The organism is Hymenobacter terricola (genome assembly GCF_017921975.2).
Taxonomy (GTDB): domain Bacteria; phylum Bacteroidota; class Bacteroidia; order Cytophagales; family Hymenobacteraceae; genus Hymenobacter; species Hymenobacter terricola.
In genome coordinates, this window is record NZ_JAGEMO020000023.1 from 125736 (window position 1) to 147345 (window position 21610).

Genomic DNA, 21610 nt, shown 5'->3' on the forward strand with positions numbered 1-21610 from the left:
GACTATGCAGCACGTATCAGCCGTACGCGAGCCGCTCGTAACTGGCGGCAAGACGTTACACGACGTCACGCAAGACATCTGCTATCAGGTTGAAGCCAAACCCAACATTCGTTGGATGGCGGCCCTGAGCGTAGCCTTGTTCTTCCTGGGAGTGTTCTTCTACTCGGTGTACCGTACCGTGTGGTACGGCATCGGGGAGTGGGGCCTGAACAAAACCGTGAACTGGGCCTGGGACATTACCAACTTCGTATGGTGGGTTGGTATCGGCCACGCCGGTACGCTGATTTCTGCCGTACTGCTGCTGTTCCGCCAGAAGTGGCGCTCGTCCATCAACCGGGCAGCAGAAGCCATGACCATCTTCGCCGTAATCTGCGCCGCGATGTTTCCGGTGCTGCACATGGGCCGTCCGTGGTTGGCGTTCTACGTATTTCCCTTGCAAAACACGCTTGGTTCGTTGTGGGCGAATTTCAATTCGCCGCTACTCTGGGACGTATTTGCCATCTCGACTTACTTCACAGTGTCGCTGGTGTTCTGGTACATTGGCCTGATTCCGGACTTTGCTTCGATTCGTGACCGCGCCAAGGGCACTATCGCCAAGTTTAGCTACTCCATGCTCAGCTTCGGCTGGAAAGGTTCGGCCAAAGCCTGGTCGCGCTACGAGACGGTGTCGCTCATTCTGGCCGGTGTTTCGACCCCGCTGGTGCTTTCGGTGCACACCATTGTATCGATGGACTTTGCCACCTCGGTTGTACCGGGCTGGCATACGACCATCTTCCCGCCCTACTTCGTGGCCGGTGCCATCTTCTCAGGTTTCGCCATGGTGCTCACGCTGATGTTGATTACCCGCGTAGTATTCCGCCTCGAAGACTATATCACGCTGGAGCACATCGCGCTAATGAACAAAATCATGATGGTGACGGGCTCGATTGTGGGTGTGGCTTACATCACAGAGTTCTTCATCGCTTGGTACTCGCAGGTTGAGTTTGAGCAATACGCTTTCATCAACCGCGCTACCGGTCCTTACTGGTGGGCTTATGCTTCGATGATGACTTGTAACGTGATTACGCCGCAGCTGGTGTGGTTCCGTCGCGTACGCTACAGCATTCCGCTCACCTTCGCGCTTTCTATCGTGGTTAATATCGGCATGTGGTTCGAGCGCTTTGTAATCATCGTGACCTCGTTGCACCGCGACTATCTGCCATCGAGCTGGGCTATGTTCTCGCCCTCCATTATCGACATCGGCCTGTATGTTGGTACGCTGGGTCTGTTCTTCACGCTGTTCCTGCTCTTCGCCAAGTTCTTCCCCGTGATTAACATGGCTGAGATAAAAACCATCCTGAAATACACGGTAGACAATGGCCCGACTTATAATCCGGAGAAGGCCCACGCTGCCCACGCTCATCAACCAGCCATTCACGGGGCGCCTGCTTCGGCTCCTGTAACTTATAACAAGCATGACTAAGCACTTCGCCCTTGGTATCTTCGAAGACGAAGATGTGCTGCTGCACGCCGTTGAGAACGTGCGCGCCGCCGGTGTAAAAATCCACGACGTATTCTCGCCGTATCCCGTCCACGGGATTGATGATGCACTGGGAATTGAACGTTCGCGCCTCCCGATTGCCGCTTTCTTTTTCGGCATGACAGGTCTGGCCTTCGCCCTGTGGATGCAGATTTACATGCTGGGCTTTGACTGGCCGATGATTATTGGTGGCAAGCCGCACATCGCGCTGCCTGCTTTCGTGCCTGTTGCCTTCGAGCTGACGGTATTCTTCACCTGCCACGGCATGGCTATTACCTTCTTCACGATTACCGGCCTCTATCCGCGCTTTAAAGTGCCGGTGATGGACGTACGCGCCACCGACGACAAGTTCGTAATGGCCATTGAATTGGATGAAACTAGCTCGCAATTTCCCCGGCTGACTCAACTGTTGCGTGAAAATGGCGCTTCAGAAGTCAACCAAAAAGAAATGACCCACAACTAATGATGCATCCGCTGAACCTGAGCCTGCGCGTTTCGGCGCTGCTACTTTCCTTAGGGCTTGCCACCACGGCTTGCACTAACGATGGAAACGACCCCGGCGTAGAATATGCCCCGGAGATGTACGAATCAATCCCGTACGACCCCTTGAGTCAGACCCACTTCAATACGGTCAACTCCTTTGGTATCAACGAGCGTACGCCAGCCAATGGCACCGTGCCCCGTGGTAAGCTGAACTATTTCGACCATATTCCCAAGGATAGTGTCCGGATGGCCGAGCGTCTCCTCCACAACCCTTTCCCGTACACGAAAGCAAATCTGGAAGAAGGCAAAGTGCTCTATACCCGCATTTGCTCGCATTGCCACGGCGAACAGGGCGATGGTCAGGGACCGGTCGGCCTCAAGTTCAAAGGCGTGCCGAACTATTCAGCCGGCGCTTATAAAACGATGAACGATGGCCACATCTACCACGTCATCGAATGGGGCCGCAACCGTATGATGCCCCACGGTTCCATCGTGAATCCGGAAGAGCGCTGGAAAATTGCCATGTACGTGCGCGTATTGCAGCGTGGCGAAGGCCCCGATGCCCTAAGCAAACTGGTGGCTAAAGGACCAACCAGCATTGCTAACGATTCTACTGAAATGACCGACCGCACCAACCAGGCACCAGTGGGCCAAGCCCAGGCCGGCACCGGTTCCGAAACTCCCGGTGAAGGCAAAACTAAAGCAACCAACGGCACCTCCAACTAACGTACTATGGCAACTCTGACGCACCAAGAAAGCGCCACGGCTGAACAGCTCGTCGTTACGGATGGCGCCCGTAAAATCTTCCTCACTATCATCATTGCCGGTGTTGTGATTCTAATTCTGGGCATTCTGGCATCCGTCATGGGCTGGGGTGCTGCTGAACATGGCGAGGCTGCTGGCCACGCAGGAGTTGCCGCTCACGGCGCGGCCCATGAAGAAGGTGGCCCAATTTGGCTGAAACGCCTGATTATCAGCCTCTGGCATAGCAACTTGTTTTTCCTGGGCGTTTCGACGGTTGGGACTGTGTTTATGGCCATCAATTACGTGGCCTACTCCGGCTGGTCGGTCCTGTTAAAGCGTATTGCTGAAGCCCTGAGCGCTTGGGTTATTCCGGGCGGCGTCATTATGCTCATTGTGTTCCTGATTGGTCGCCATGACATCTTCCATTGGACCCACGAGGGCATCATGGACAAAGGCAGCCCGAATTATGATGCCATCATCGCTGGCAAGAGTGGCTTTTTGAACCTGCCTTTCTATGTTATCCGCATGGTGAGCTACTTAGTAATATGGGGCGTATTCAGCTGGAAATTGCGCCAATTGTCTTTGCAGGAAGATTTGCATGGCGGCACTTATTGGTTTCACAAGAGTATCACGGCTTCAGCTCTTTTCCTTGTGCTGTACGCCGTTACCTCGTCGATGTCGGCTTGGGACTGGGTGATGTCGGTTGACACGCACTGGTTCAGTACCATGTTTGGCTGGTACGTTTTTGCTTCGTGGTGGGTGTCTGGCATTGCTGCCATTGCCCTAACGGCAATTTTTCTGAAACAAGCAGGCTATCTGCGTGCTTTATCTTCCAACCATCTGCACGACCTGGGTAAGTTGATGTTTGGCTTTAGCATCTTCTGGACTTATGTGTGGTTTTGCCAGTTCATGCTGATTTGGTACGCCAACCTGCCTGAAGAAGCGGTTTACTTCAACCAACGACTCGGTGGGTTCGAAGGCCGCTATACTTTCATGTTCTTCTTCAACATTGCAATCAACTTCGTTTTCCCTTTCCTGGGCTTGATGACTCGGGATGCCAAGCGCCAGATGATTATAATGAAAATCGTCGCCATTGCCATCCTCTGCGGTCACTGGTCCGACTTCTATTTAATGCTGATGCCGGGCACTATGAAGGGCGAAAACGGGTTCCTGATTGAGATTGGTGTCGCCGCGATTTTCCTTGGTGCTTTCCTGATTCTCTTTACGCGCCGCCTGGCTTCGGCTTCGCTGGTTCCGGTTAATCATCCGTTCCTGGACGAGAGCATTCACCACACTACCTAGATTGTTAGTCTGCAGTATTGAGTAGCAAGTCTGCTAAACACCTCAATACGCAATGCTTGGTACTCAATACTAAAAACTCAATGACTGCTCTTACCATTTTGCTAGTGTTGGTGTTGCTGTTGGTCGTCTTCGGCCTGCTGTTCCGCCTGCAGATTTTTACTTCTATTTTTTCGGGCACCTTTACCCGTGATATTGGCATGAGCAATAGCGTTAATGCTATTTTGATGCTGGTTTTCCTGATTGGTGGCGGTGGTTGGTTTGCTTATTCATTTGTTGAGAACTTCAGCAAGATGAACCCGCCGATTGCCTCGGTGCACGGCCATCAAATGGAGCGAATGTTCTGGATTACGATGGCCGTACTTGGCGTGGCTTTCGCCATTACCCAAACACTGCTCTTCGTTTATTCCTATAAGTATCAGCACAGAGAAGGTCGTCGGGCCTACTTTTTTGCCCACAACAACAAGATTGAGGTTATCTGGACGATTATCCCGGCGATTGTAATGGCCGCGCTGATTTTCGCCGGCTGGAAAGCCTGGACGCGCATTACTGGCCCTGCTCCGAAAAATTCGGTGGTTGTTGAAGTGATGGGCAAGCAGTTCAACTGGTTGGTGCGCTACCCTGGCCGCGACATGAAACTGGGTGTGATAAATTACCGCATGATTGACGCGGTGAACGAGTGGGGCTTCGACCTGAGCGACAAGTCCGCGTTGGATGATTTTACGACCAACGAAATCCACGTTCCCAAAGGTGTTCCCGTACTGATTAAGATTCGTTCGCGCGACGTATTGCACGCTGTATACATGCCGCACTTCCGCGTGCAGATGTATGCCGTGCCTGGCATGCCAACCCGCTTTTGGTTTACGCCAACCACCACGACTGATGAGATGCGTGCCAAGTTGGGCAATCCTAAATTCAACTACGAGTTGGCTTGCAACCAGGTATGCGGCGGTAGCCATTTCGCGATGAAGGCTACTGTAATAGTAGATGAGCCGGATGATTACCAAAACTGGTATGCGGCCCAGCAGTCTTTCTCGCAGAAAAACCCCGATGTATTGGCCGCTTTTAAACTGAAAGCCAAAACAATGGTTACTCCGGTAGCTTCTTCTACTGAGGAAAAGGAAGCCGCCCCCACGCCGCTGGCTGCTTCTTACTAATAACTACTAAAGGTTTCCTGCTATGTCAGATATGACACCCAAGCCTAATCTTTCGCCGGACGTGCAAGCACAAGGCGGTATCGGCACCGCTCCGGTGCCGGCTACTGAACACGGTGACCACCTGCTTCACGACGACCATGACCATGAGCACCACGACCAGCATTGGCTGTGGAAGTACGTTTTCAGCCAAGACCACAAGCAGATTGCCAAGCAATTCCTGATTACCGGTATGCTGTGGGCTATTTTGGGTGGCACGCTGTCCAGCTTGTTCCGTTTGCAGCTCGGCTGGCCTGAGGGTACGATGGAATGGTTGAAGCCCGTTCTAGGTGGGTGGATTCAAGCTGGTAAACTGAATCCGGAATTCTACCTGGCGCTGGTTACGATGCACGGCACTATCATGGTGTTCTTCGTGCTGACGGCTGGCTTGAGCGGCACGTTCTCCAACTTCCTGATTCCGCTGCAAGTGGGTGCCCGCGATATGGCATCGGGCTTCATGAACATGCTTTCTTACTGGTTCTTCTTTGTTTCCAGTATTATCATGTTCTCGTCGCTGTTCATTGAAACTGGACCGGCAGCAGCCGGCTGGACAATTTACCCGCCGTTGAGTGCGCTGCCACAAGCTATTCCCGGCTCCGGTGCAGGCATGACGCTTTGGTTGGTGAGCATGGTGTTTTTCATCGTGTCACAGTTGCTGGGTGGGGTAAACTATGTTACCACCGTAATCAACCTGCGGACTCGTGGCATGAGCATGAGCAAACTGCCACTCACTATCTGGGCTTTCTTCCTTACTGCAATTCTGGGTATTTTGTCGTTCCCGGTGCTATTCTCGGCCGCGCTGCTGTTGGTGTTTGACCGGTCGTTCGGTACCTCGTTCTTCCTGTCGGATATCTACATTGCTGGGCAAGCGCTGAGCAATCAGGGTGGTTCGCCGGTGTTGTTTCAGCATTTGTTCTGGTTCCTGGGGCACCCCGAGGTGTACATCGTGATTATGCCGGCCATGGGCATGGTTTCAGAAGTGCTAGCTACGAATGCCCGCAAGCCCATCTTCGGTTACCGTGCCATGATTGGTTCGCTGATTGGTATTTCGCTGTTGTCGTTCGTTGTGTGGGCTCACCACATGTTTGTGACGGGCATGAACCCCTTCCTCGGTTCAGTGTTCATGTTCCTGACGCTGATTATCGCGGTGCCTTCGGGGGTAAAGGTGTTCAACTGGCTAGCCACGCTGTGGCGCGGTAATATTCGCTTCACGGCCGCTATGTTGTTTGCAATCGGCTTTGTGTCGCTGTTTATCTCGGGTGGTTTGACGGGTATTATTCTCGGCAACGCGACGCTGGATATTCAGATGCACAACACGTATTTCGTGGTGGCTCACTTCCACCTGGTAATGGGTAGCTCGGCCTTCTTTGGTCTGTTTGCTGGTGTTTACCATTGGTTCCCGAAGATGTTTGGCCGCATGATGGACGAGAAACTGGGTTATATCCACTTTTGGCTCACGTTTGCTGGCGTATATCTGGTATTCATGCCGATGCATTACGTAGGTATCGCTGGTTTCCCCCGTCGTTATTACGCCTGGACTGGATTTGATGCTTTCTCGCAATTCGCTGATATGAACAAGTTCATCTCGATTGCGGCTATCATTGCCTTCCTGGGTCAGTTCATCTTCATCTTCAACTTCTTCTATAGCATTTTCCGCGGCCGTCGGGCCACCCAGAACCCCTGGAACTCGACCACCCTGGAATGGACGACTCCTATCGAGCCTGGCCATGGCAACTGGCCCGGCGAGATTCCCGCCGTGTATCGCTGGCCCTACGACTATAGCAAGCCTGGTGCTGAGCAGGACTTCATCCCGCAAAACATACCGTATTCGCAAACGCAATCGTCGAACTTGCCCTACGAGCAGGACATGGCTGATTAAGTTGGAACACTGACCAAAACCCGAAACGGGCCGCCTCATCGGCGGCCCGTTTTTGTATCATTGAATTCCGTCGGTTCTTGATTTCGACGGAATTGAAATAAGTATGCTAAGGTTATACAATAAGCAAATTTGGTCGATATGGATAGGATACAGATGAGTCCCACCGTTAGCCGTTTTCGCTTCGTCGGAATATTGACGGTAGTTGCCGTATACCTGCTGATTTTAGTTGGTGGAGTGGTGCGTAGCACTGGCAGCGGCATGGGTTGTCCTGATTGGCCCAAATGTTTCGGGAGTTGGATACCGCCCACGGAGGCAAGCCAATTGCCGGCTAACTACAAAGAAGTTTATACGGCTCAGCGAGTTGCCAAAAATCAGAAGCTAGCCCGCACATTGCAGAGAATGGGATTCGCGCAGGTGGCCGGAAGCATTTTTGCCCACCCCACGCAATACATCGAAACGGATTTTAATCCCGTAAAAACCTGGATTGAATACGTCAACCGCTTGTTAGGGGCGTTGATTGGCGTCTTTGTGTTCCTGACCGTTTTGTTTGCCTGGCCATATTGGCAGAAGGACCGGGCGGTATTCTGGCTGGCACTTGCCTCTTTCCTGCTCACGGGCATACAAGGGTATTTGGGGTCGCTGGTGGTATCGACTAACTTGCTGCCCGTAATGGTGACTATTCACATGGCGCTGGCCCTGCTGATAGTTGCGTTATTGCTCTACGCAGTAGACCGGGCGCGGTGGGGGAGAAGGCAAATAGGGGCAGATGTAGTAAATAGACTCAAGAAACCAAGTTCGGGCATATTCGCTGGGGCAGGAAGGCCAAGTATTGGACTGCAGGTCTGGCAATGGGCGGTGCTTTTACTCACGTTCTGGCAAATTGTGTTGGGTACCCAAGTGCGGGAGCAAGTGGATGTCGTATCGGCGGCGGCAGGTTACCTGGACCGGGGCGCTTGGGTGGCTAAGTTGGGCGGCGTATTCAGTATTCACCGCACCGTTTCGGCGGCAGTATTGCTTCTTAACGTCTACGTGGGCTATGAGCTGTGGCAGCTGGCGCAGCCGCGCCTCCGGCAGCTGGTAGCCGCAACGCTGGGAATTATTGGGTTAGAAATTCTGGCGGGTATCGTGCTGGCTTCGTTCGCGCTGCCGGCTGCGGTGCAGCCCATACATCTCACCCTGGCTACTATTTTGTTTGGCGTGCAGTTTTTGACGCTGCTGACAGTGGCCCGTGCCCGAAAAAGCCCGGAAACAATTGCGCCCACAGATGCCGCCCGGCAGGTTGTTGCGTAACTTTGCGGCCCCGTTTGGCTGAGGCTGGATAAGCTGCGTCAGACGATGAAATTATTCCCCCTGTTAATGGTTAAGGCCCGCGCCTATTTTCAGCTGCTCAAATTCCGGCTTTCGCTCACGGTGGCGTTTTCCAGCGCTATTGGGTATATGCTGGGGGCTCACGAGTTTAGCTGGAGCCGCGCGTTGCTGGTTATGCTGGGTGGCTTGCTGGTAACGGGTTCGGCCAACATCATCAACCAGATTCACGAGCGGGAACTGGACAAGCTGATGACCCGTACGGCCAAGCGGCCGCTGCCATTGGGCATCATTTCGCCTGCCGAGGGATGGGTGTTTTGCGTATTGCTGGGCGCGGCCGGGCTGGGCCTACTGGCGTATTTCTTCAACCCACTCACGGCTGCGCTCTCGTTGCTTTCGCTCATTCTGTACGGCTTTATCTACACGCCGCTCAAAACTATTTCGCCCATCTGCGTGGCCGTAGGTGCCATTCCGGGCGGCTTACCGCCGCTTATTGGCTGGGTGGCGGCTACTGGTTACATCGGCGTAGAAGCCTGGGTGCTTTTTGGCATTCAGTTCATGTGGCAGTTTCCTCACTTCTGGGCCATTGCCTGGGTGGCAGATGAGGATTACAAACGGGCGGGATTCAAGATGCTGCCTTCCCCCGGCAACCGCGACTTACGCACGGCATTTCAGATAATGACCTACACGCTGCTGCTAATTCCGCTGAGTCTGCTGCCGTTGGAGTTCAATATTTCTGGTCGAATATCAGCGCTGGTGGCAGTAGTGTGCGGAGTATTATTCCTCCTGCTCACCGTGCAGCTCATGCGCACGCAGTCGCGTAAGGCGGCGTTACGTATCATGTTTGCCTCTTTCCTGTATTTGCCCATCGTACAAATTGCGCTGGTTCTGGACAAAATATAGCTGTCAGTTGTTAGTTATGTATTACCAGGCTTGGAAGATTATCTAGCTTGGTGGCCCTCATCTAGCAACCGATAACGACCAACTAATCACTAGACTATGAACCCTTCCGAAGTTTTATCCGAAAAGGAAGTTGGACTTGGCTGGCACCCAAAGCGTGTGCTGCTCATCCTGCTCATTTTTAGCATTGTAATGATGTTTGCGGCTTTTACCAGCGGCTACATTGTGCGGCGCGATGAAGGCAACTGGCGCGAGTTCGACCTGCCGGCTTCGCTGCTGATAAATTCCATCATCATCGCCCTGAGCAGTGCCAGCATGCAGTGGGCATATTTTTCGGCCCGGAAAGATGAAATAGGCCGCGTAAAGATTGGACTGGCCATCACGCTGGTGCTGGGTTTATCCTTCTTAGTGGGTCAATACCACAGCTTTGGTGATTTGGTGGCTGGCAATACCTACTTTGGTGGTGCCGATGCCAATCCTTCCGGTTCATTCGTATATGTACTCATGGGCGTGCACGCTTTTCACTTGGTTACTGGGCTTATTTTTCTGGCCGTAGTCCTGTCTAGGGCCCTTAATTATCAAGTGCATTCGCGGGCGCTGCTCTCCATCGGCAACGCTACCTTATACTGGCACTTCCTGGGCGGGCTTTGGCTGTACCTGTATTTGTTCTTACTTTTGAACCACTAAAACGACGTTACGCTGTCCGCTATGGCCCAACCGACCACTTTGCAGCCGCCCGCTGCTTCCGCTACCCACGACGCCCCGCGCACCGGCAACTGGGACGGCGGCAACGAACCTTTCAAGGCGAGCTACGGCAAGCTGATGATGTGGTTTTTTCTGCTGTCTGACGCATTCACCTTCGCTGCCTTCCTCACTACTTATGGCATGATTCGCCACAAGCACGAAGTGTTTACCGGCGAAGCCAAGGACTTTGTGTTCAGCACGCGCTGGTGGCCGATTCCGGACCACGTCTTCAATGCCTTCCCTGGCATGGGCCACGCCAACGTGCCGCTGGGTTTCGTGGCCTTGATGACCATGATTTTGATTTTGAGCTCGGTAACGATGGTGCTGGCCGTCGAAGCCGGCCACCGCATGGACAAAGCTGACGTACAGAAATGGCTGCTTTGGACCATCCTGTTCGGTACGACGTTCCTGGCCAGCCAGGCGTGGGAGTGGAGTCACTTCATCGGTGGCCATGTAGAGGGCACTGTTATGGCAGATGGTACCGTATTCCACGGCGCCAATCTGCAAATGAACCAGTACGGACCGGTGCTTTTCGCCGACCTGTTCTTCTTTATTACGGGGTTCCACGGCACCCACGTATTCTCGGGCGTCTGCCTGCTGATTTGGTGCTTCATCGCCACCACCAATGGCACGTTTCAAAAGCGCGGCCACTACGAAATGATTGAAAAAATCGGCCTATACTGGCACTTTGTAGATTTGGTATGGGTGTTCGTATTCACGTTCTTCTACCTTGTTTAAGCAGTGAATGAGCGAAAGGACGGCTGAGCGAATCAGAAATCCCCAGTTATCCCAATCGGTTAAAATCACTCATTCCCTCAACAATTCATTTACAGATTATGTCTTCTCCCGCAGCTCCTGAACACGCACTGGCACCTGGCGAAATTGCCAAGCCGAACACCGCCTGGATTTGGCGAGTATTCGGTATTCTGGTTGGTATTACGGGCGTCGAGTTTGTGTTTGTGTTTCTGATGCACCCAAGCACCCTGCGCAACAGCATTTTTATTGTGCTCACCATCCTGAAAGCCTTCTTCATCGTAGGCGAATTCATGCACCTCAAGCATGAAACCAAGGGCCTGATTTGGACCATTTTGGTGCCGGTAGCGCTGCTGATATGGCTGTTGGTTGCGCTGATTACCGAAGGCTCGTTCATCGGCGAAGTGCTGGAAAATATGTTTAAATAGCGGATGCGGCCCCGCCAAACCCTCTTGCTGGGGCTGCTGCTATTGGTGCCGGTACTGGCCTATTTGTTCCTGTTCCGCTTCGGCTCCAACCGTTACGCGCTGCCAACTTACCTACCCGACCGCGTGGATTCCACGCAGGTTGGCGGGGAGTGGCAGCGCGATACTGTTTTCCACCAAATTGCACCGTTCCGATTGCCCGCTTCTACTGGCCGCAGGGTGAGCAGCCAGGAATTGGGACAGGGGCTTTATATTGCCCAGTTTTACGGCACTGATGCTGCTAGTGCGTTGGTTAGTCGACAACTATTGCGGGTGCAGGAAAAATTCCGGCACGAGCCCCTGGTGCGGCTGGTTACGTTCGTGCTGAATTCGGATTCCGGGCATGCCGTTCCGCTCACTCGCTTAGCCGAACGGTATGGCACCATTGCAGGCAAATGGTTTTTCCTCGCCGGTCCCGCTGATACCCTCACCCGACTAACCACGCGTGAGTTCCGCCTGATGGCTGACCCCAAGCGCTTGCCCGGTGCCGGGTACACCGCCAACATCCCGGCCGGCCGGCTGTTATTGATTGACAACCAGCGCCGCGTACGCGGTATCTACGACGGTACCGATGGACGCGAAATTGACCGATTACTCACGGAAATCACCGTGCAGCTCTACGATTATGAACACCCCCACTGAACAACTGCACTCCCCGGTGCTGGCTCCCGGCGACTATACCCGCTACAAAATCATCCTGGGTACACTGGGGGTGGTAGTGCCGCTGCTGGTGGCCGTCTTGTTTTCGTTTCCAAACTTGTTCCGCATCCCGGGCGCGGAGGTGAAGTTTTTGCCAGCTGTAAATGCGGTGCTTAACTCGCTGACGGCTATTTGCCTGCTGCTGGGTTACTACTTCATTCGCCAAAAACAGGTGCTCCGGCACCGGGCCATGATGGGCACGGCTTTCGCTTTGGGTGGGTTATTTCTGCTTTCGTACGTGGCTTACCACTCGCAGGTAGCAAGCACGCATTTTGGAGGGGTAGGGGCGATTAGGGCGGTGTACTTTTTTCTGCTGCTCACGCACATCAGTCTGGCAGTGGTGACCGTGGCTTCGGTGCTTTTTACGCTGTATTTCGCTTTGACGGGGCAGTATACTAAGCACAAGGCGATTGCCCGGTGGACATTTCCGGTGTGGCTGTATGTATCGGTAACGGGGGTTGTCGTTTATTTTATGATTTCGCCGTATTACACGTAAGGTCCGTTTATAAGTAGATTGATTATAAGAAACTTTGCTTCAACCCCAGCGTTTTAGTACCTATGAAAAAGACCCTTTTTGCCGCAACGTTCGCCCTGCTTCTGGGCATAATGCTGAGCTTGGCGCCGCTGGCGGTTCGGGCGCAGTGCGTGATGTGTAAGGCCCAAGTGGAAGCCGCCAAACAGGAGAATGACGACTACGACGTGGCTGGCCTGAACAGGGGCATTGTGTATATGATGACCGTGCCGTACATTCTGATTGGTGCGGTGGGCTATTTCTGGTACCGGCGCACGCACCCCAAGGCTGCCAAAGCCTAGTGGGCCAGCCCACCACGGCTATCCAGTCAACTGGTTCGGCGTTGTTGCATCTGCGGTGCCCGCGGTGCCACACGGGCAAGCTTTTTACTCATCCAGCCTTGAGTACCAGCTTTATGGATATGCCGTTGGCTTGTCCGATATGTCGGCAAACGTATGAGCCGGAACCGGGCTTTTACTACGGGGCCATGTACATCAGCTCAGGTTTTTCGACGGGCATTTTGCTGGCCATTGGTTTTTTGCTGTTTTACCTGGCGCACGACCCGCCGCTTTGGGTGTATATCACCACGGTGGCCGCGGCAGTACTCGCCGTGACGCCGCTGCTGTTCCGGTATTCCCGGGCCGTGATGCTCTACGGTTTTGGTGGGGCCGGCTTTGATCCCCGCTACGCAACGCATTAGGAGGATTTGTCTCAATAAGTCACGTCTTGTAGTTAACAAGAGCCACTGATTAACGAGATAACCAACCGAAATGCGTTTATACGGCAGAAGCTGCCTTTCATTCAAAACTGCCTTAGCAGCGTTAAAACGCCCGTATTTTGAGATACCCCGCCCAGCAAAGAGTACTTGGATTGTCCTACCGATAGTTTCTGTTCTTACTATTGCGCTACCCCTTTGTACGCGCATGGTTCGGAACTGGCCCGGGGCGGGGGGCAACGGCCCTTCCCGCCGCGGCGGCACCAGGACCAGGTACTGGCCCACCGGCAGGCCCTTCCGCTCGCCGAAGACCGCGCCCGGCACGCCTGGTTTGTGCGGCACTGGGACGGGGCCGGGTGCTGGGCACTGGCCCGGCCATTGGACCCGGCCACTGGTCCCAATCCGCGCCGGGACGTTGTGCGCACGGCCACCTACGAGGCCAGGGGGGACCTGGTCGGATTGCCAAAAACCACACCCGCCGCCGCCGATTGCTGACCGCTGGCGCCCGAATGACATCCGATCGGACCGCCCCGAGGAGACCCCGCCAGAGAGGCACCGGGCGAAGTGCGCTCCCGCGGAAGCGGGCTACCCCTGCCCCACGGGCCCAATGGAAAGCCACGAGGGGGCCTTTCATTGGGCCCGGCGTTCTCCACAGAGGTACCACCGTCGTTTACGCATCCTTACTCGTTCAGCGAAACGGTCGTGGCTGTTGCAGAACTCCAAGGCCAGTACGAAACCAGCCACGTCTACCTTCGAAACAGGGTAGAAGGCCACTAAAGGCCGGCTTTCTGCTTCCCACGGACCAGTATTGGTGGCCGGTACGCCCGAAAAAGGACTTCTGCAACAGCCACGACCGTTTTCCCGAACTAATACCTTCGTTCCCCCTCAAAGAGAGGAGTAGATTAGGGACTCAAGTACGAGCCCTGAGGCTGGTTAATGCTGTGAGGTATTGGCTGGCTTGGAACGAGGATGTACAGGCTGGGTGGAACCCCGACCTAGAAGTTTACCAAGCATGAGCAACGCAAGTACTGCTAGCCAGAGTGGGATAGTCCAGACCAGACAGATATAGAGTACGGCCGCAGAAACAAAAAGCAGAAAATCGCCTTCCATTCCACGGCCCTTCAGGCCACCCGAAAGGTAGAACAGCACGGTTGCCAAGAACAATGTGGTGCCCGCCACAATAGGATGATAAAAAAGGCATACTTTCCTAAGCATAATTAAAGGTACGCCCTTGGTCCAGACTAAATGCAGTCGGCCAATTGCCTTAGGAGTTGTTCTCAATTAAGGTAAAGGGTGATAACCCGCAAGCAGATAAAGGCATCGAACGAGCGGTCCAGCTTATCGTAGCGTGTAGCGATGCGTCTAAACTGTTTAAACCTGCTGAATGTCTGCTCAGTACGGTGCCGGTTTTCATAGGCTACCGGGGCAAAACGCGGCGGATTTTTGCGGCGCGGATTCGGTTTAATAACCGCATTTGCCCCGGCCTCGGCGATGAGCGCCCGCAAGGCATCGCTGTCATACGCCGCGTCGCCGACCACCTGCTGGGCCGGGGCCAGCCACTGGGCCAGCAGCCCGGCCCGCCTGGGGCGCGTCCCCATCTTGCCCCGCCTCATCCCCCACGACATGAATTTTGCTCGTGTTTCCACCCCGGCCACGCCCTACGGCTTGTTCGCCGTTTTTTTTTCGCGCCCGTGCCGTGCTGATGCACCCGGGTGCTGGTCGAATCCACTTGCCGCTGCCACTTGCCGCTGCCGCTGCCGGGAATGTGGAATCTTGCGATTGTTGCGTATCAGCCAGGCGGTTGTCAGCTCCCAGGTGCCCTTGTCCCGCCACCGGGCAAACCGTACGTACCCCCGGTGCCACTGGCCCAGGTGCACCGGTAGGTCCCGCCAAGCAACCCCGGTACGACCCAGCCACAGCACGGCCTCCACAAAGCCCCACGTATCAGCGGCGTCACCCCACAACTCCCCGCTTGGCCGGGCAGTAGCGGCGATAACTCCGTCCACATCTCATCTGTCAATAACGTGCGGTCTGCATTCATCGCTAACGGACAAGCCGCTAATTGAGAACTGTTCCTAAAGGAATTGGCATTGAGACCGGGGTGCACCTGCTGCGCATCGAGCCGCAACCCGACGCGGAGGACGTGGTGGTGTACGAGGACAAGTACGGTGCCCAGCAAGGCATTTCGGCCTCGGCCATCCTCGTAGCCACGGGCCGCGAGCCGAACGTAGCGGGCCTGAAAGCTGGCTGCCGCCGGCCGGAACCGCAGCGCCGAACGCTCATCCCGGTTCAACCTCGCCAACCCCGACCGCGACCTGACCGAGGTGGTCTGGAAAGCCGTTCGGGGCAAAGCGGCCACCGTGACGGCTCCCCGGCCCCGGCGCGGCTTCATCATAAAGCAGCGCCAGCATAACAATTCGAACACGTTGCCGCTAAGGCCAGCCAGTACTTTTGCGGCAGGGTTGGGGCCAGCCGCGTGGCCAACCAGCCCCGTCCCGCCTGGCAACGCATGAAAGGGAATTGGCAACTTGTCCGCACGTTTATCGGCTGTTTGCTCACGGGTTTGGTGGGTTGTTCCGGCCCCCGGGATAAACAGAACAAAGTCAGCCCCGAGCAGCTGACCCAACACAGCCCCTACGACGACAGCACGCTGCACGGCACGCGCCTGCCGCTGCTGCTGCCCTACAACCGCCTGCTGGCCCCCGCCGGCCACGTAATAGCCTACGGCAGCGCCGACGTTGAAAACCACGCCCTCGACGTGCAGCTGGTGCCCGAAACGCCCCTCCTGGCGGTGGAAGACCGGTACGGCGTCGCCCTGATTGATACCCTGCAACGCCGGGTGGTAACGCGCTGGACCTACGCCGACGACGAGCGCAGCAAGGGCATGATGAGCACCTACTCGGGCCTGAAGGTGCGGCGCGAAAACGGGGCCACGCACCTCTACTGGAGCGCTTCCAACGGCGGCACCCGCCAGTCGGGGGTGCTGGAGGCCGAGTACGCAGCCGGCCGGCTGCGCCTCACGCGGCTGTTTCCGTTCGCGGCCGGGAGCGGGCTCCTGGCCCTGCCCAACGACCTGGCCCTGACCACCGAGCGGGGCCGCCGCTGCCTCTACGTGGCGCTCAATGGCAACAACCAGCTCGTGAAGCTCGACCTGGCTTCCGGCCACACCCTCTGGACGCAGCCCACCGGCACGGCCCCCTACGGCGTGGCCGTGGCCGGCGAGCAGGTGTTCGTGAGCAATTGGGGCGGGCCGCTGCCCACCGATACCCTACGCCGCGAGGCGGCTGGCGTACCCAGCACGTACGGCCGCGCCTACATCGACCCCCAGACCGGGGCCACCGCCCAGGGCACGGTATCCATCATGCGCCGCACCGATGGCCACCTGGTGAAAGAGCTGCCGGTGGGGCTGCATCCCACCGCCCTGCTGGCCAGCCCCGACGAGCAGTTTGTGTACGTGGCCAATGGCAACAGCGACGCGGTGAGCGTGGTGGCCGTGGCCGACCTGCGCGTGCGCGAAACCATTGCGGTGCAGCTGTTGCCCGGTCCGCCCGGCTACGGCGGCGACTCGCCCAACGCGCTGGCCCTCGACGTGGCCGGCACCACGCTCTACGTCGCCAACGGTCTCGACAATGCCGTGGCCGTGGTGGCGCTGGGCCAGGCCGCCGCCCGCGGGGGCGCACCGGGAACCAGCCTGGTGCAGGGCTTCATTCCCACCGAGGCCTACCCCGGCGGCCTCGCGCTAGGAGCCCACACGCTGTTCGTGGCCAACCTGGAAGGGGAGGGGGCACGGGTGAGCACCCAGGACATCAGGGCAGAGGGCGGCGAGCTGGAGGCCAACCCGCGCGCCGCGCCACCGGCCTACAACGCCCACCACCAGCGGGCCACGGTATCGCTGATTGCGCTGCCCACGGCCCGGCAGCTGGTGCGGTACACAGCCCAGGTGCGGCAGCTGAATTTCGCCTTCCGCAAGGAGCTGGCCCAGCAATTGCCCCGGCCCCACGTGCCGCCCGTGCCGCTGCCCGAGCGCATTGGCGAGCCCTCGGTGTTCAGGCACGTGGTGTACATCATCAAGGAAAACCGCACCTACGACCAGGTGCTCGGCGACATGCCCCAGGGCCGGGGCGAGCCGTCGCTCTGCGTGTTTGGCGACAGCGTGACGCCTAACCAGCACCAGCTGGCCCGCGAGTTTTTGCTGCTCGATAATTACTACGCGTCAGGCAAGTCGTCGGCCGAGGGCCACCAGTGGACCGACGCCGGCATGGTGAGCGACTACGTGGAGAAGAACGTGCGGGCCTGGTTTCGCAGCTACCCGCACGTGCAGGAAGATGCCCTGGTGTACAGCCCCACCGGCTTTATCTGGAACAACGCCGCCGACCATGGCAAGAGCGTGCGCATATACGGCGAGGCCGCCCAGCCGCACTATGATACCAAGCTGAGCTGGACCGACATCTACACCAACTACCAGGCCGGGCGGCCGTTCATCTTCACCAACACCAGCACCATTTCGCGGGTCCGGCCCCTGCTCTCGCCCAACTACCCGGCCTCCGACGAGCTGCGCATCACCGACCAGATTCGGGCCGATGCCTTTATCAGGGAGCTGGCGGCGTTCGAAAAGCAGCCCGGCGATGCCTTCCCCGCGCTGTCGGTAATGGCGCTGTCGACGGACCACACGGTGGGCACCCGGCCGGGCATGCCCGTCCCCACCGCTATGGTGGCCGACAACGACCTGGCCCTGGGCCGCATGCTGGAAGCCCTCAGCAAAAGCCGGTTCTGGGCAACCACCGTGGTATTTGTGACCGAGGATGACTCACAGGCCGGCTGGGACCACGTGTCGGCCTACCGCACCACGGGCTTCGTGGTGAGCCCCTACAGCCGCCTGCGCCGCACCGTGACCAAAAACTACAACCAGACCTGCGTGGTGCGCTCCATCGAGCAGATTCTGGGCCTGCCGCCCATGAACGTGGTCGATGCCACGGCGCTGCCTATGTTTGAATGCTTCACCGCGACGCCCAACTTCGCGCCCTTCCACCACCGCCCCAACCGCGTGCGCCTCAACCGCCTCAACCCCGAGCTCAGCAAGCTCACCGGGGCCGCCCGGCGCTACGGTCGCCTCTCATCGGAGCCCGAATTCGACCACATCGACGGCGGTCGCGACGACGTGATGAACCGCATCATCTGGTTTGCCACCAAGGGGAAGCAGCCCTATCCCACCGCCCTCACTGGCCCCGCCGATGACGACGATTAGGAAGTGGGTCAAGTTGGTTTCTGAACGGGGTAGAAACGCATAATTGCATCTCGTCGTTGAACGATATCAGCCACACGGTGCGGACGACAAGACGCAAGTATGCGTCTTTACCTCGTTCCCGCTTCTTGCTTTATCCCATTAAGCACGTAGTCCACGCCCAGCGGATTGTGCAGCATGCGGCAGATGACGGGGAAGGCCGGGTTGTTGAGAATCCAGAGCTCGGTAGCGTCTTCCTGCGCCACGAGGTGCAGCGCGTCGAGCGGCTGGCCGCGCAGCAGCAGGGGCGGGGCGTCGGCTTTCAGCTCGTACACGGTGTTGTCGTACACGCAGCGATGCCGGGCCAGCAGCCCGGCAAAGGCCTTTTTCGACAGCATCATGAACGTTTGATTGGCGGGCAGCCGCACGGCCGGGCCGGGCACGGGCTGGGCGGAGTTCAGCCGGTCGGCCTGCTGCCAGGCGGCGGGCGACACGAGGTAGGAACCCAGGGCCAGGCCCCGGATTTGCCAGCTCAATTGCAGCGTATCGGCGGCGCGGGCCACGGTCAGCTCGAAGGGGGCGCGCTGGCCATGCAGGTCGAGCATGTAGGCGAAGGTGGTGCCGGGGCCCACGGCGGGCTGGAGCGATGGGGCGGGGGACTGGGCCTGCGCCGCGTGGCTGGCCAGGAGGAGGAGCGGGAGCGAAAAGAGGGTTTTCATATAAGGGAGCCGTTCAGGAAGTAAACAGACCGTCATGCTGAGCGCAGCCGAAGCATCTCTACCGCTTCGTTGAATTACTAACACAACGAAGCGGTAGAGATGCTTCGGCTGCGCTCAGCATGACGGTCATACGGGCGGGGTTCAAGCTACTCAGTGACGGGCGGCAGCTGCCGGGTGCCCCAATCGGCCGGCTGGGCGGCCATTTCCAGCAGCAGCTCGCCGCCGTTCACAATGTCCTGGTGCTCAATCCAGGCCTGGCGGAAGGGCTTGCCGTTGAGGCGCGCGGACTCGACGTAGACGTTGGTGGCCGAGAGGTTGTGGGCGGTAATCCTGAAGTCGCGGCCGTTTTCCTGGTGCAGGGTGGTTTGCTTCACCAGGGGCGCATTGAGCAGGTAGTACGACTGGCCGGCGTTGGGGTAGAGGCCCATCATCTGGAAGGCCAGCCACGACGACATGGCCCCCGAATCGTCGTTGCCGGGCAGGCCGAAATGGGTGGCGTTGAAGCTCTGCGCGATAATCTGGCGGATGCGCTGGCTGCTCAAATCGGGCCGCCCCAGCCAGTGGTAGAGGCTGGGCGTGAGGAAGGACGGCTCGTTGGCCACGTTGTAGAATTTCTTCTCAAACAGGGTATCGAGCCGGGCCCGGAAGGCATCCCGGCCGCCGGATTTGGCGATGAGCACCGGCACCTGGTGCGGCACGCTCAGCGAATATTCCCACGACGTGGCCTCGTAGAAAAAGGCGCACCAGTGGCACACGTACCACGGATTCTCGCGCATGAGCGGGGTGTAGACGAAGGTGGGATGCTGCCGCACCGACGTGCCGTAGGGAATGGAATCTAGCCACTTGCCGGCCGCGTCGCGGGGCATAATGAAGCCCGTCGCGCCGTGGTTGCGGTAGCCGTCGCGCCACAGGTTTTGCCAGTTGCCGGCCTGCTGGCGGTACTGCTGGTACACCGGTAGCTGGCCCAGGCCCTTGGCCACCACCGCGATGCAGTAGTCGTCGTAGGCGTAGTCGAGGGTGCGGTTGCCGGCGCGGGGCACGCCGGAGGGCAGGTAGCCCAGGCGGCGGTAGTCGGCCAGGTCGCCCCGGCCTTCCTGTTCCTCGTTGCCGCCGGGCGGCACGGTAGCGTCCTTCAGCATGGCGGCCAGGCCCTGGCGATAATCGATGCCGGGCAGGTTTTTGACGAAGGCATCGGCGATGAGGACCTCGGCGTTGGAGCCGCCCTGGGTGCGGCCGTTGGCGTTGCCGCTGCGGGCCTCGGGCAGGTAGCCGTCGTGCTGGTAGATGTTGAGCAGGGCATTCACGATGTCGACTTCTCGCTGGGGGGCGAGCAGCGTGATGAGCGGGTTCGACGAGCGGAAGGTGTCCCAGATGGCGTAGAAGTCGTCGTAATACGGCTGCGGGCCGTTCCAGAGCGGGTTCTCGCCGCTGCGGTCCACGGGCATGAGCATGGTGTGGTAGAGGCCGGTGTAGAACAGCTTTTTCTGGTCCAGCGGCGTGTCGGGGTGCAGCTCGGCGCGGCCCAGCAGGGCGTCCCAGCGGGCCCGGAGCTGCCGGCGCACCAAGTCGAAATCCCAGCCCGGAATCTCGGCCCGCACGTTCTCGCTGGCCCGGGCCGCGCTCAGAAACGAGATGCCCACCTTCACCCGCAACGTGTCGCCCGCGCCGTTGGCGAAGCGCAGCAGGGCCCCGGTTTTCTCGCCCGAGTCGGCTTGCAGCTTCTGGCCGGGCTGGAGCCGGGTGCCCTTCCAGGTGACAAACTCGGCCACCGGCGCGTCGAACACGGCCGCGAAGTACACGGTGTAGGCCGGGCCATTGTTCCAGCCGCCGCGAATGCGGCTGTAGCCCCGCACCTCGGTAGCGGACACCACTTCCACCTCCGAGCCCACGAACTGCTGGGCCTCGCGGCCGTCGGGCTCGGGCTGCTCGCCCAGGAAGAAGCCGGCGTCCAGCTTCAGGGCCCGGGGCTGCTGCCGGGGGTAGGCCAGGCGGTAGAAGCTCACCTTGGGCGAGGCCGTGATTTCGACCCCAATGCCGGCCGCCGCCGAGCCCGCTCCGGCCAGCTGGGTCCGGTAGTAGCCCAGCTCGGCGTGCTCATGCTGGCGGTGCGCCGAGTTGTCGCCCAGGGCCAGCGGCCCGCTGAAGGGCATCAGCAGGATGTTGCCGTACTTGGGGCCGCCGCCGGTGCCGCTCACGTGCACCTGCGCGAAGCCGGTGACGGGCGTGGGCTCGGGCAGCCAGCCGCTGTTGGGGCTGGCGGTGCAGTCGGGGCTGGGCTTCACCATTCCGAAGGGGCACGACGGGCCGATGAACACCCGCCCCAGCCCCTCGGAGCCAATCATGGGGTCCACGAACTGGCCGTAGCCCTGGCCGGCGGCCGGGGCCAGGCCACGAAGCAGGCCGGCGGCCAGCAGCAGAAAGGGGCGAAAACGCATGGGTAAAAAGACATTGAGTGAAGCCGG

22 protein-coding genes are annotated in these 21610 nt (G+C 58.1%); 18 read left to right on the forward strand and 4 right to left on the reverse strand.

Annotated elements, in window-relative coordinates:
• Positions 1–4: 4 nt before the first annotated feature.
• The 16 genes from nrfD to J4G38_RS16805 all read left to right on the forward strand — a co-directional run bounded on the left by nrfD (position 5) and on the right by J4G38_RS16805 (position 13703).
• Positions 5–1462, forward strand: coding sequence for an NrfD/PsrC family molybdoenzyme membrane anchor subunit (nrfD, locus tag J4G38_RS16730; protein WP_226163488.1), 1458 nt, complete (start codon positions 5–7; stop codon positions 1460–1462).
• Positions 1455–1982 carry a DUF3341 domain-containing protein gene (locus J4G38_RS16735; RefSeq protein ID WP_210519671.1) on the forward strand — a complete coding sequence of 176 codons (528 nt, stop codon included), beginning with the start codon at positions 1455–1457 and terminating at the stop codon, positions 1980–1982. Before nrfD ends, J4G38_RS16735 begins: the two co-directional genes overlap by 8 nt.
• Complete coding sequence (locus J4G38_RS16740) at positions 1982–2728, forward strand: c-type cytochrome (RefSeq protein WP_210519672.1); 747 nt, start codon at positions 1982–1984, stop codon at positions 2726–2728. The genes J4G38_RS16735 and J4G38_RS16740 overlap by 1 nt, the downstream gene beginning before the upstream one ends.
• Before the next feature lie 6 nt (positions 2729–2734).
• Entirely contained in the window at positions 2735–4048 is a 1314-nt protein-coding gene (locus J4G38_RS16745; RefSeq protein WP_226163489.1) for a quinol:cytochrome C oxidoreductase, read from the forward strand.
• Positions 4049–4128: 80 nt separating this feature from the next.
• Positions 4129–5202, forward strand: coding sequence for a cytochrome c oxidase subunit II (locus J4G38_RS16750; RefSeq protein ID WP_210519674.1), 1074 nt, complete (start codon positions 4129–4131; stop codon positions 5200–5202).
• Positions 5203–5233: 31 nt separating this feature from the next.
• Positions 5234–7117: a cytochrome c oxidase subunit I gene (locus J4G38_RS16755; RefSeq protein ID WP_210519675.1), complete on the forward strand. Its 1884-nt coding sequence runs from the start codon at positions 5234–5236 to the stop codon at positions 7115–7117.
• 153 nt (positions 7118–7270) lie between these two features.
• Positions 7271–8407: a COX15/CtaA family protein gene (locus J4G38_RS16760; RefSeq protein ID WP_210519677.1), complete on the forward strand. Its 1137-nt coding sequence runs from the start codon at positions 7271–7273 to the stop codon at positions 8405–8407.
• 66 nt (positions 8408–8473) lie between these two features.
• Positions 8474–9325 (forward strand): heme o synthase, encoded by an 852-nt coding sequence (gene cyoE / locus J4G38_RS16765; protein WP_210519679.1) that lies wholly within the window; start codon positions 8474–8476, stop codon positions 9323–9325.
• A gap of 96 nt (positions 9326–9421) precedes the next feature.
• The gene (locus tag J4G38_RS16770; protein ID WP_210519681.1) at positions 9422–10009 is read left to right on the forward strand and encodes a cytochrome c oxidase subunit 3; all 588 of its coding nucleotides are present in this window, start codon (positions 9422–9424) and stop codon (positions 10007–10009) included.
• Positions 10010–10030: 21 nt separating this feature from the next.
• Positions 10031–10804, forward strand: a complete 774-nt coding sequence (locus J4G38_RS16775; protein WP_210519683.1) for a cytochrome c oxidase subunit 3 — start codon at positions 10031–10033, stop codon at positions 10802–10804.
• 98 nt (positions 10805–10902) lie between these two features.
• Complete coding sequence (locus J4G38_RS16780) at positions 10903–11247, forward strand: cytochrome C oxidase subunit IV family protein (protein WP_210519684.1); 345 nt, start codon at positions 10903–10905, stop codon at positions 11245–11247.
• Positions 11248–11250: 3 nt separating this feature from the next.
• On the forward strand, positions 11251–11925 hold the full coding sequence (locus J4G38_RS16785) for a thioredoxin domain-containing protein (protein WP_210519686.1): 675 nt from the start codon (positions 11251–11253) through the stop codon (positions 11923–11925).
• Entirely contained in the window at positions 11909–12478 is a 570-nt protein-coding gene (locus tag J4G38_RS16790) for a DUF420 domain-containing protein (RefSeq protein WP_210519688.1), read from the forward strand. Before J4G38_RS16785 ends, J4G38_RS16790 begins: the two co-directional genes overlap by 17 nt.
• A gap of 62 nt (positions 12479–12540) precedes the next feature.
• Positions 12541–12795, forward strand: a complete 255-nt coding sequence (locus J4G38_RS16795) for a hypothetical protein (protein WP_210519690.1) — start codon at positions 12541–12543, stop codon at positions 12793–12795.
• Positions 12796–12914: 119 nt separating this feature from the next.
• Positions 12915–13193: a DUF983 domain-containing protein gene (locus tag J4G38_RS16800; protein WP_210519727.1), complete on the forward strand. Its 279-nt coding sequence runs from the start codon at positions 12915–12917 to the stop codon at positions 13191–13193.
• Between the two features lie 213 nt (positions 13194–13406).
• Positions 13407–13703 carry a hypothetical protein gene (locus J4G38_RS16805; RefSeq protein WP_210519692.1) on the forward strand — a complete coding sequence of 99 codons (297 nt, stop codon included), beginning with the start codon at positions 13407–13409 and terminating at the stop codon, positions 13701–13703.
• Between the two features lie 782 nt (positions 13704–14485).
• On the opposite strand, the gene J4G38_RS16810 is transcribed toward J4G38_RS16805, so the two are convergent.
• Both J4G38_RS16810 and J4G38_RS29195 read right to left on the reverse strand, forming a co-directional pair.
• Positions 14486–14863: a transposase gene (locus J4G38_RS16810; RefSeq protein WP_210519694.1), complete on the reverse strand. Its 378-nt coding sequence runs from the start codon at positions 14861–14863 to the stop codon at positions 14486–14488.
• 3 nt (positions 14864–14866) lie between these two features.
• On the reverse strand, positions 14867–15214 hold the full coding sequence (locus J4G38_RS29195; RefSeq protein ID WP_210519696.1) for a transposase: 348 nt from the start codon (positions 15212–15214) through the stop codon (positions 14867–14869).
• A 56-nt stretch (positions 15215–15270) separates the two neighbouring features.
• Between J4G38_RS29195 and J4G38_RS16820 the strand changes: the two genes are divergently transcribed.
• Positions 15271–15621 carry a hypothetical protein gene (locus J4G38_RS16820; protein ID WP_210519698.1) on the forward strand — a complete coding sequence of 117 codons (351 nt, stop codon included), beginning with the start codon at positions 15271–15273 and terminating at the stop codon, positions 15619–15621.
• A gap of 153 nt (positions 15622–15774) precedes the next feature.
• Entirely contained in the window at positions 15775–18453 is a 2679-nt protein-coding gene (locus J4G38_RS16825) for a bifunctional YncE family protein/alkaline phosphatase family protein (RefSeq protein ID WP_226163500.1), read from the forward strand.
• 107 nt (positions 18454–18560) lie between these two features.
• On the opposite strand, the gene J4G38_RS16830 is transcribed toward J4G38_RS16825, so the two are convergent.
• Together J4G38_RS16830 and J4G38_RS16835 are read right to left on the reverse strand one after the other, a co-directional pair.
• Positions 18561–19148: a hypothetical protein gene (locus tag J4G38_RS16830; protein WP_210519699.1), complete on the reverse strand. Its 588-nt coding sequence runs from the start codon at positions 19146–19148 to the stop codon at positions 18561–18563.
• A 146-nt stretch (positions 19149–19294) separates the two neighbouring features.
• Positions 19295–21583: a GH92 family glycosyl hydrolase gene (locus J4G38_RS16835; RefSeq protein ID WP_210519700.1), complete on the reverse strand. Its 2289-nt coding sequence runs from the start codon at positions 21581–21583 to the stop codon at positions 19295–19297.
• Positions 21584–21610: the final 27 nt, after the last annotated feature.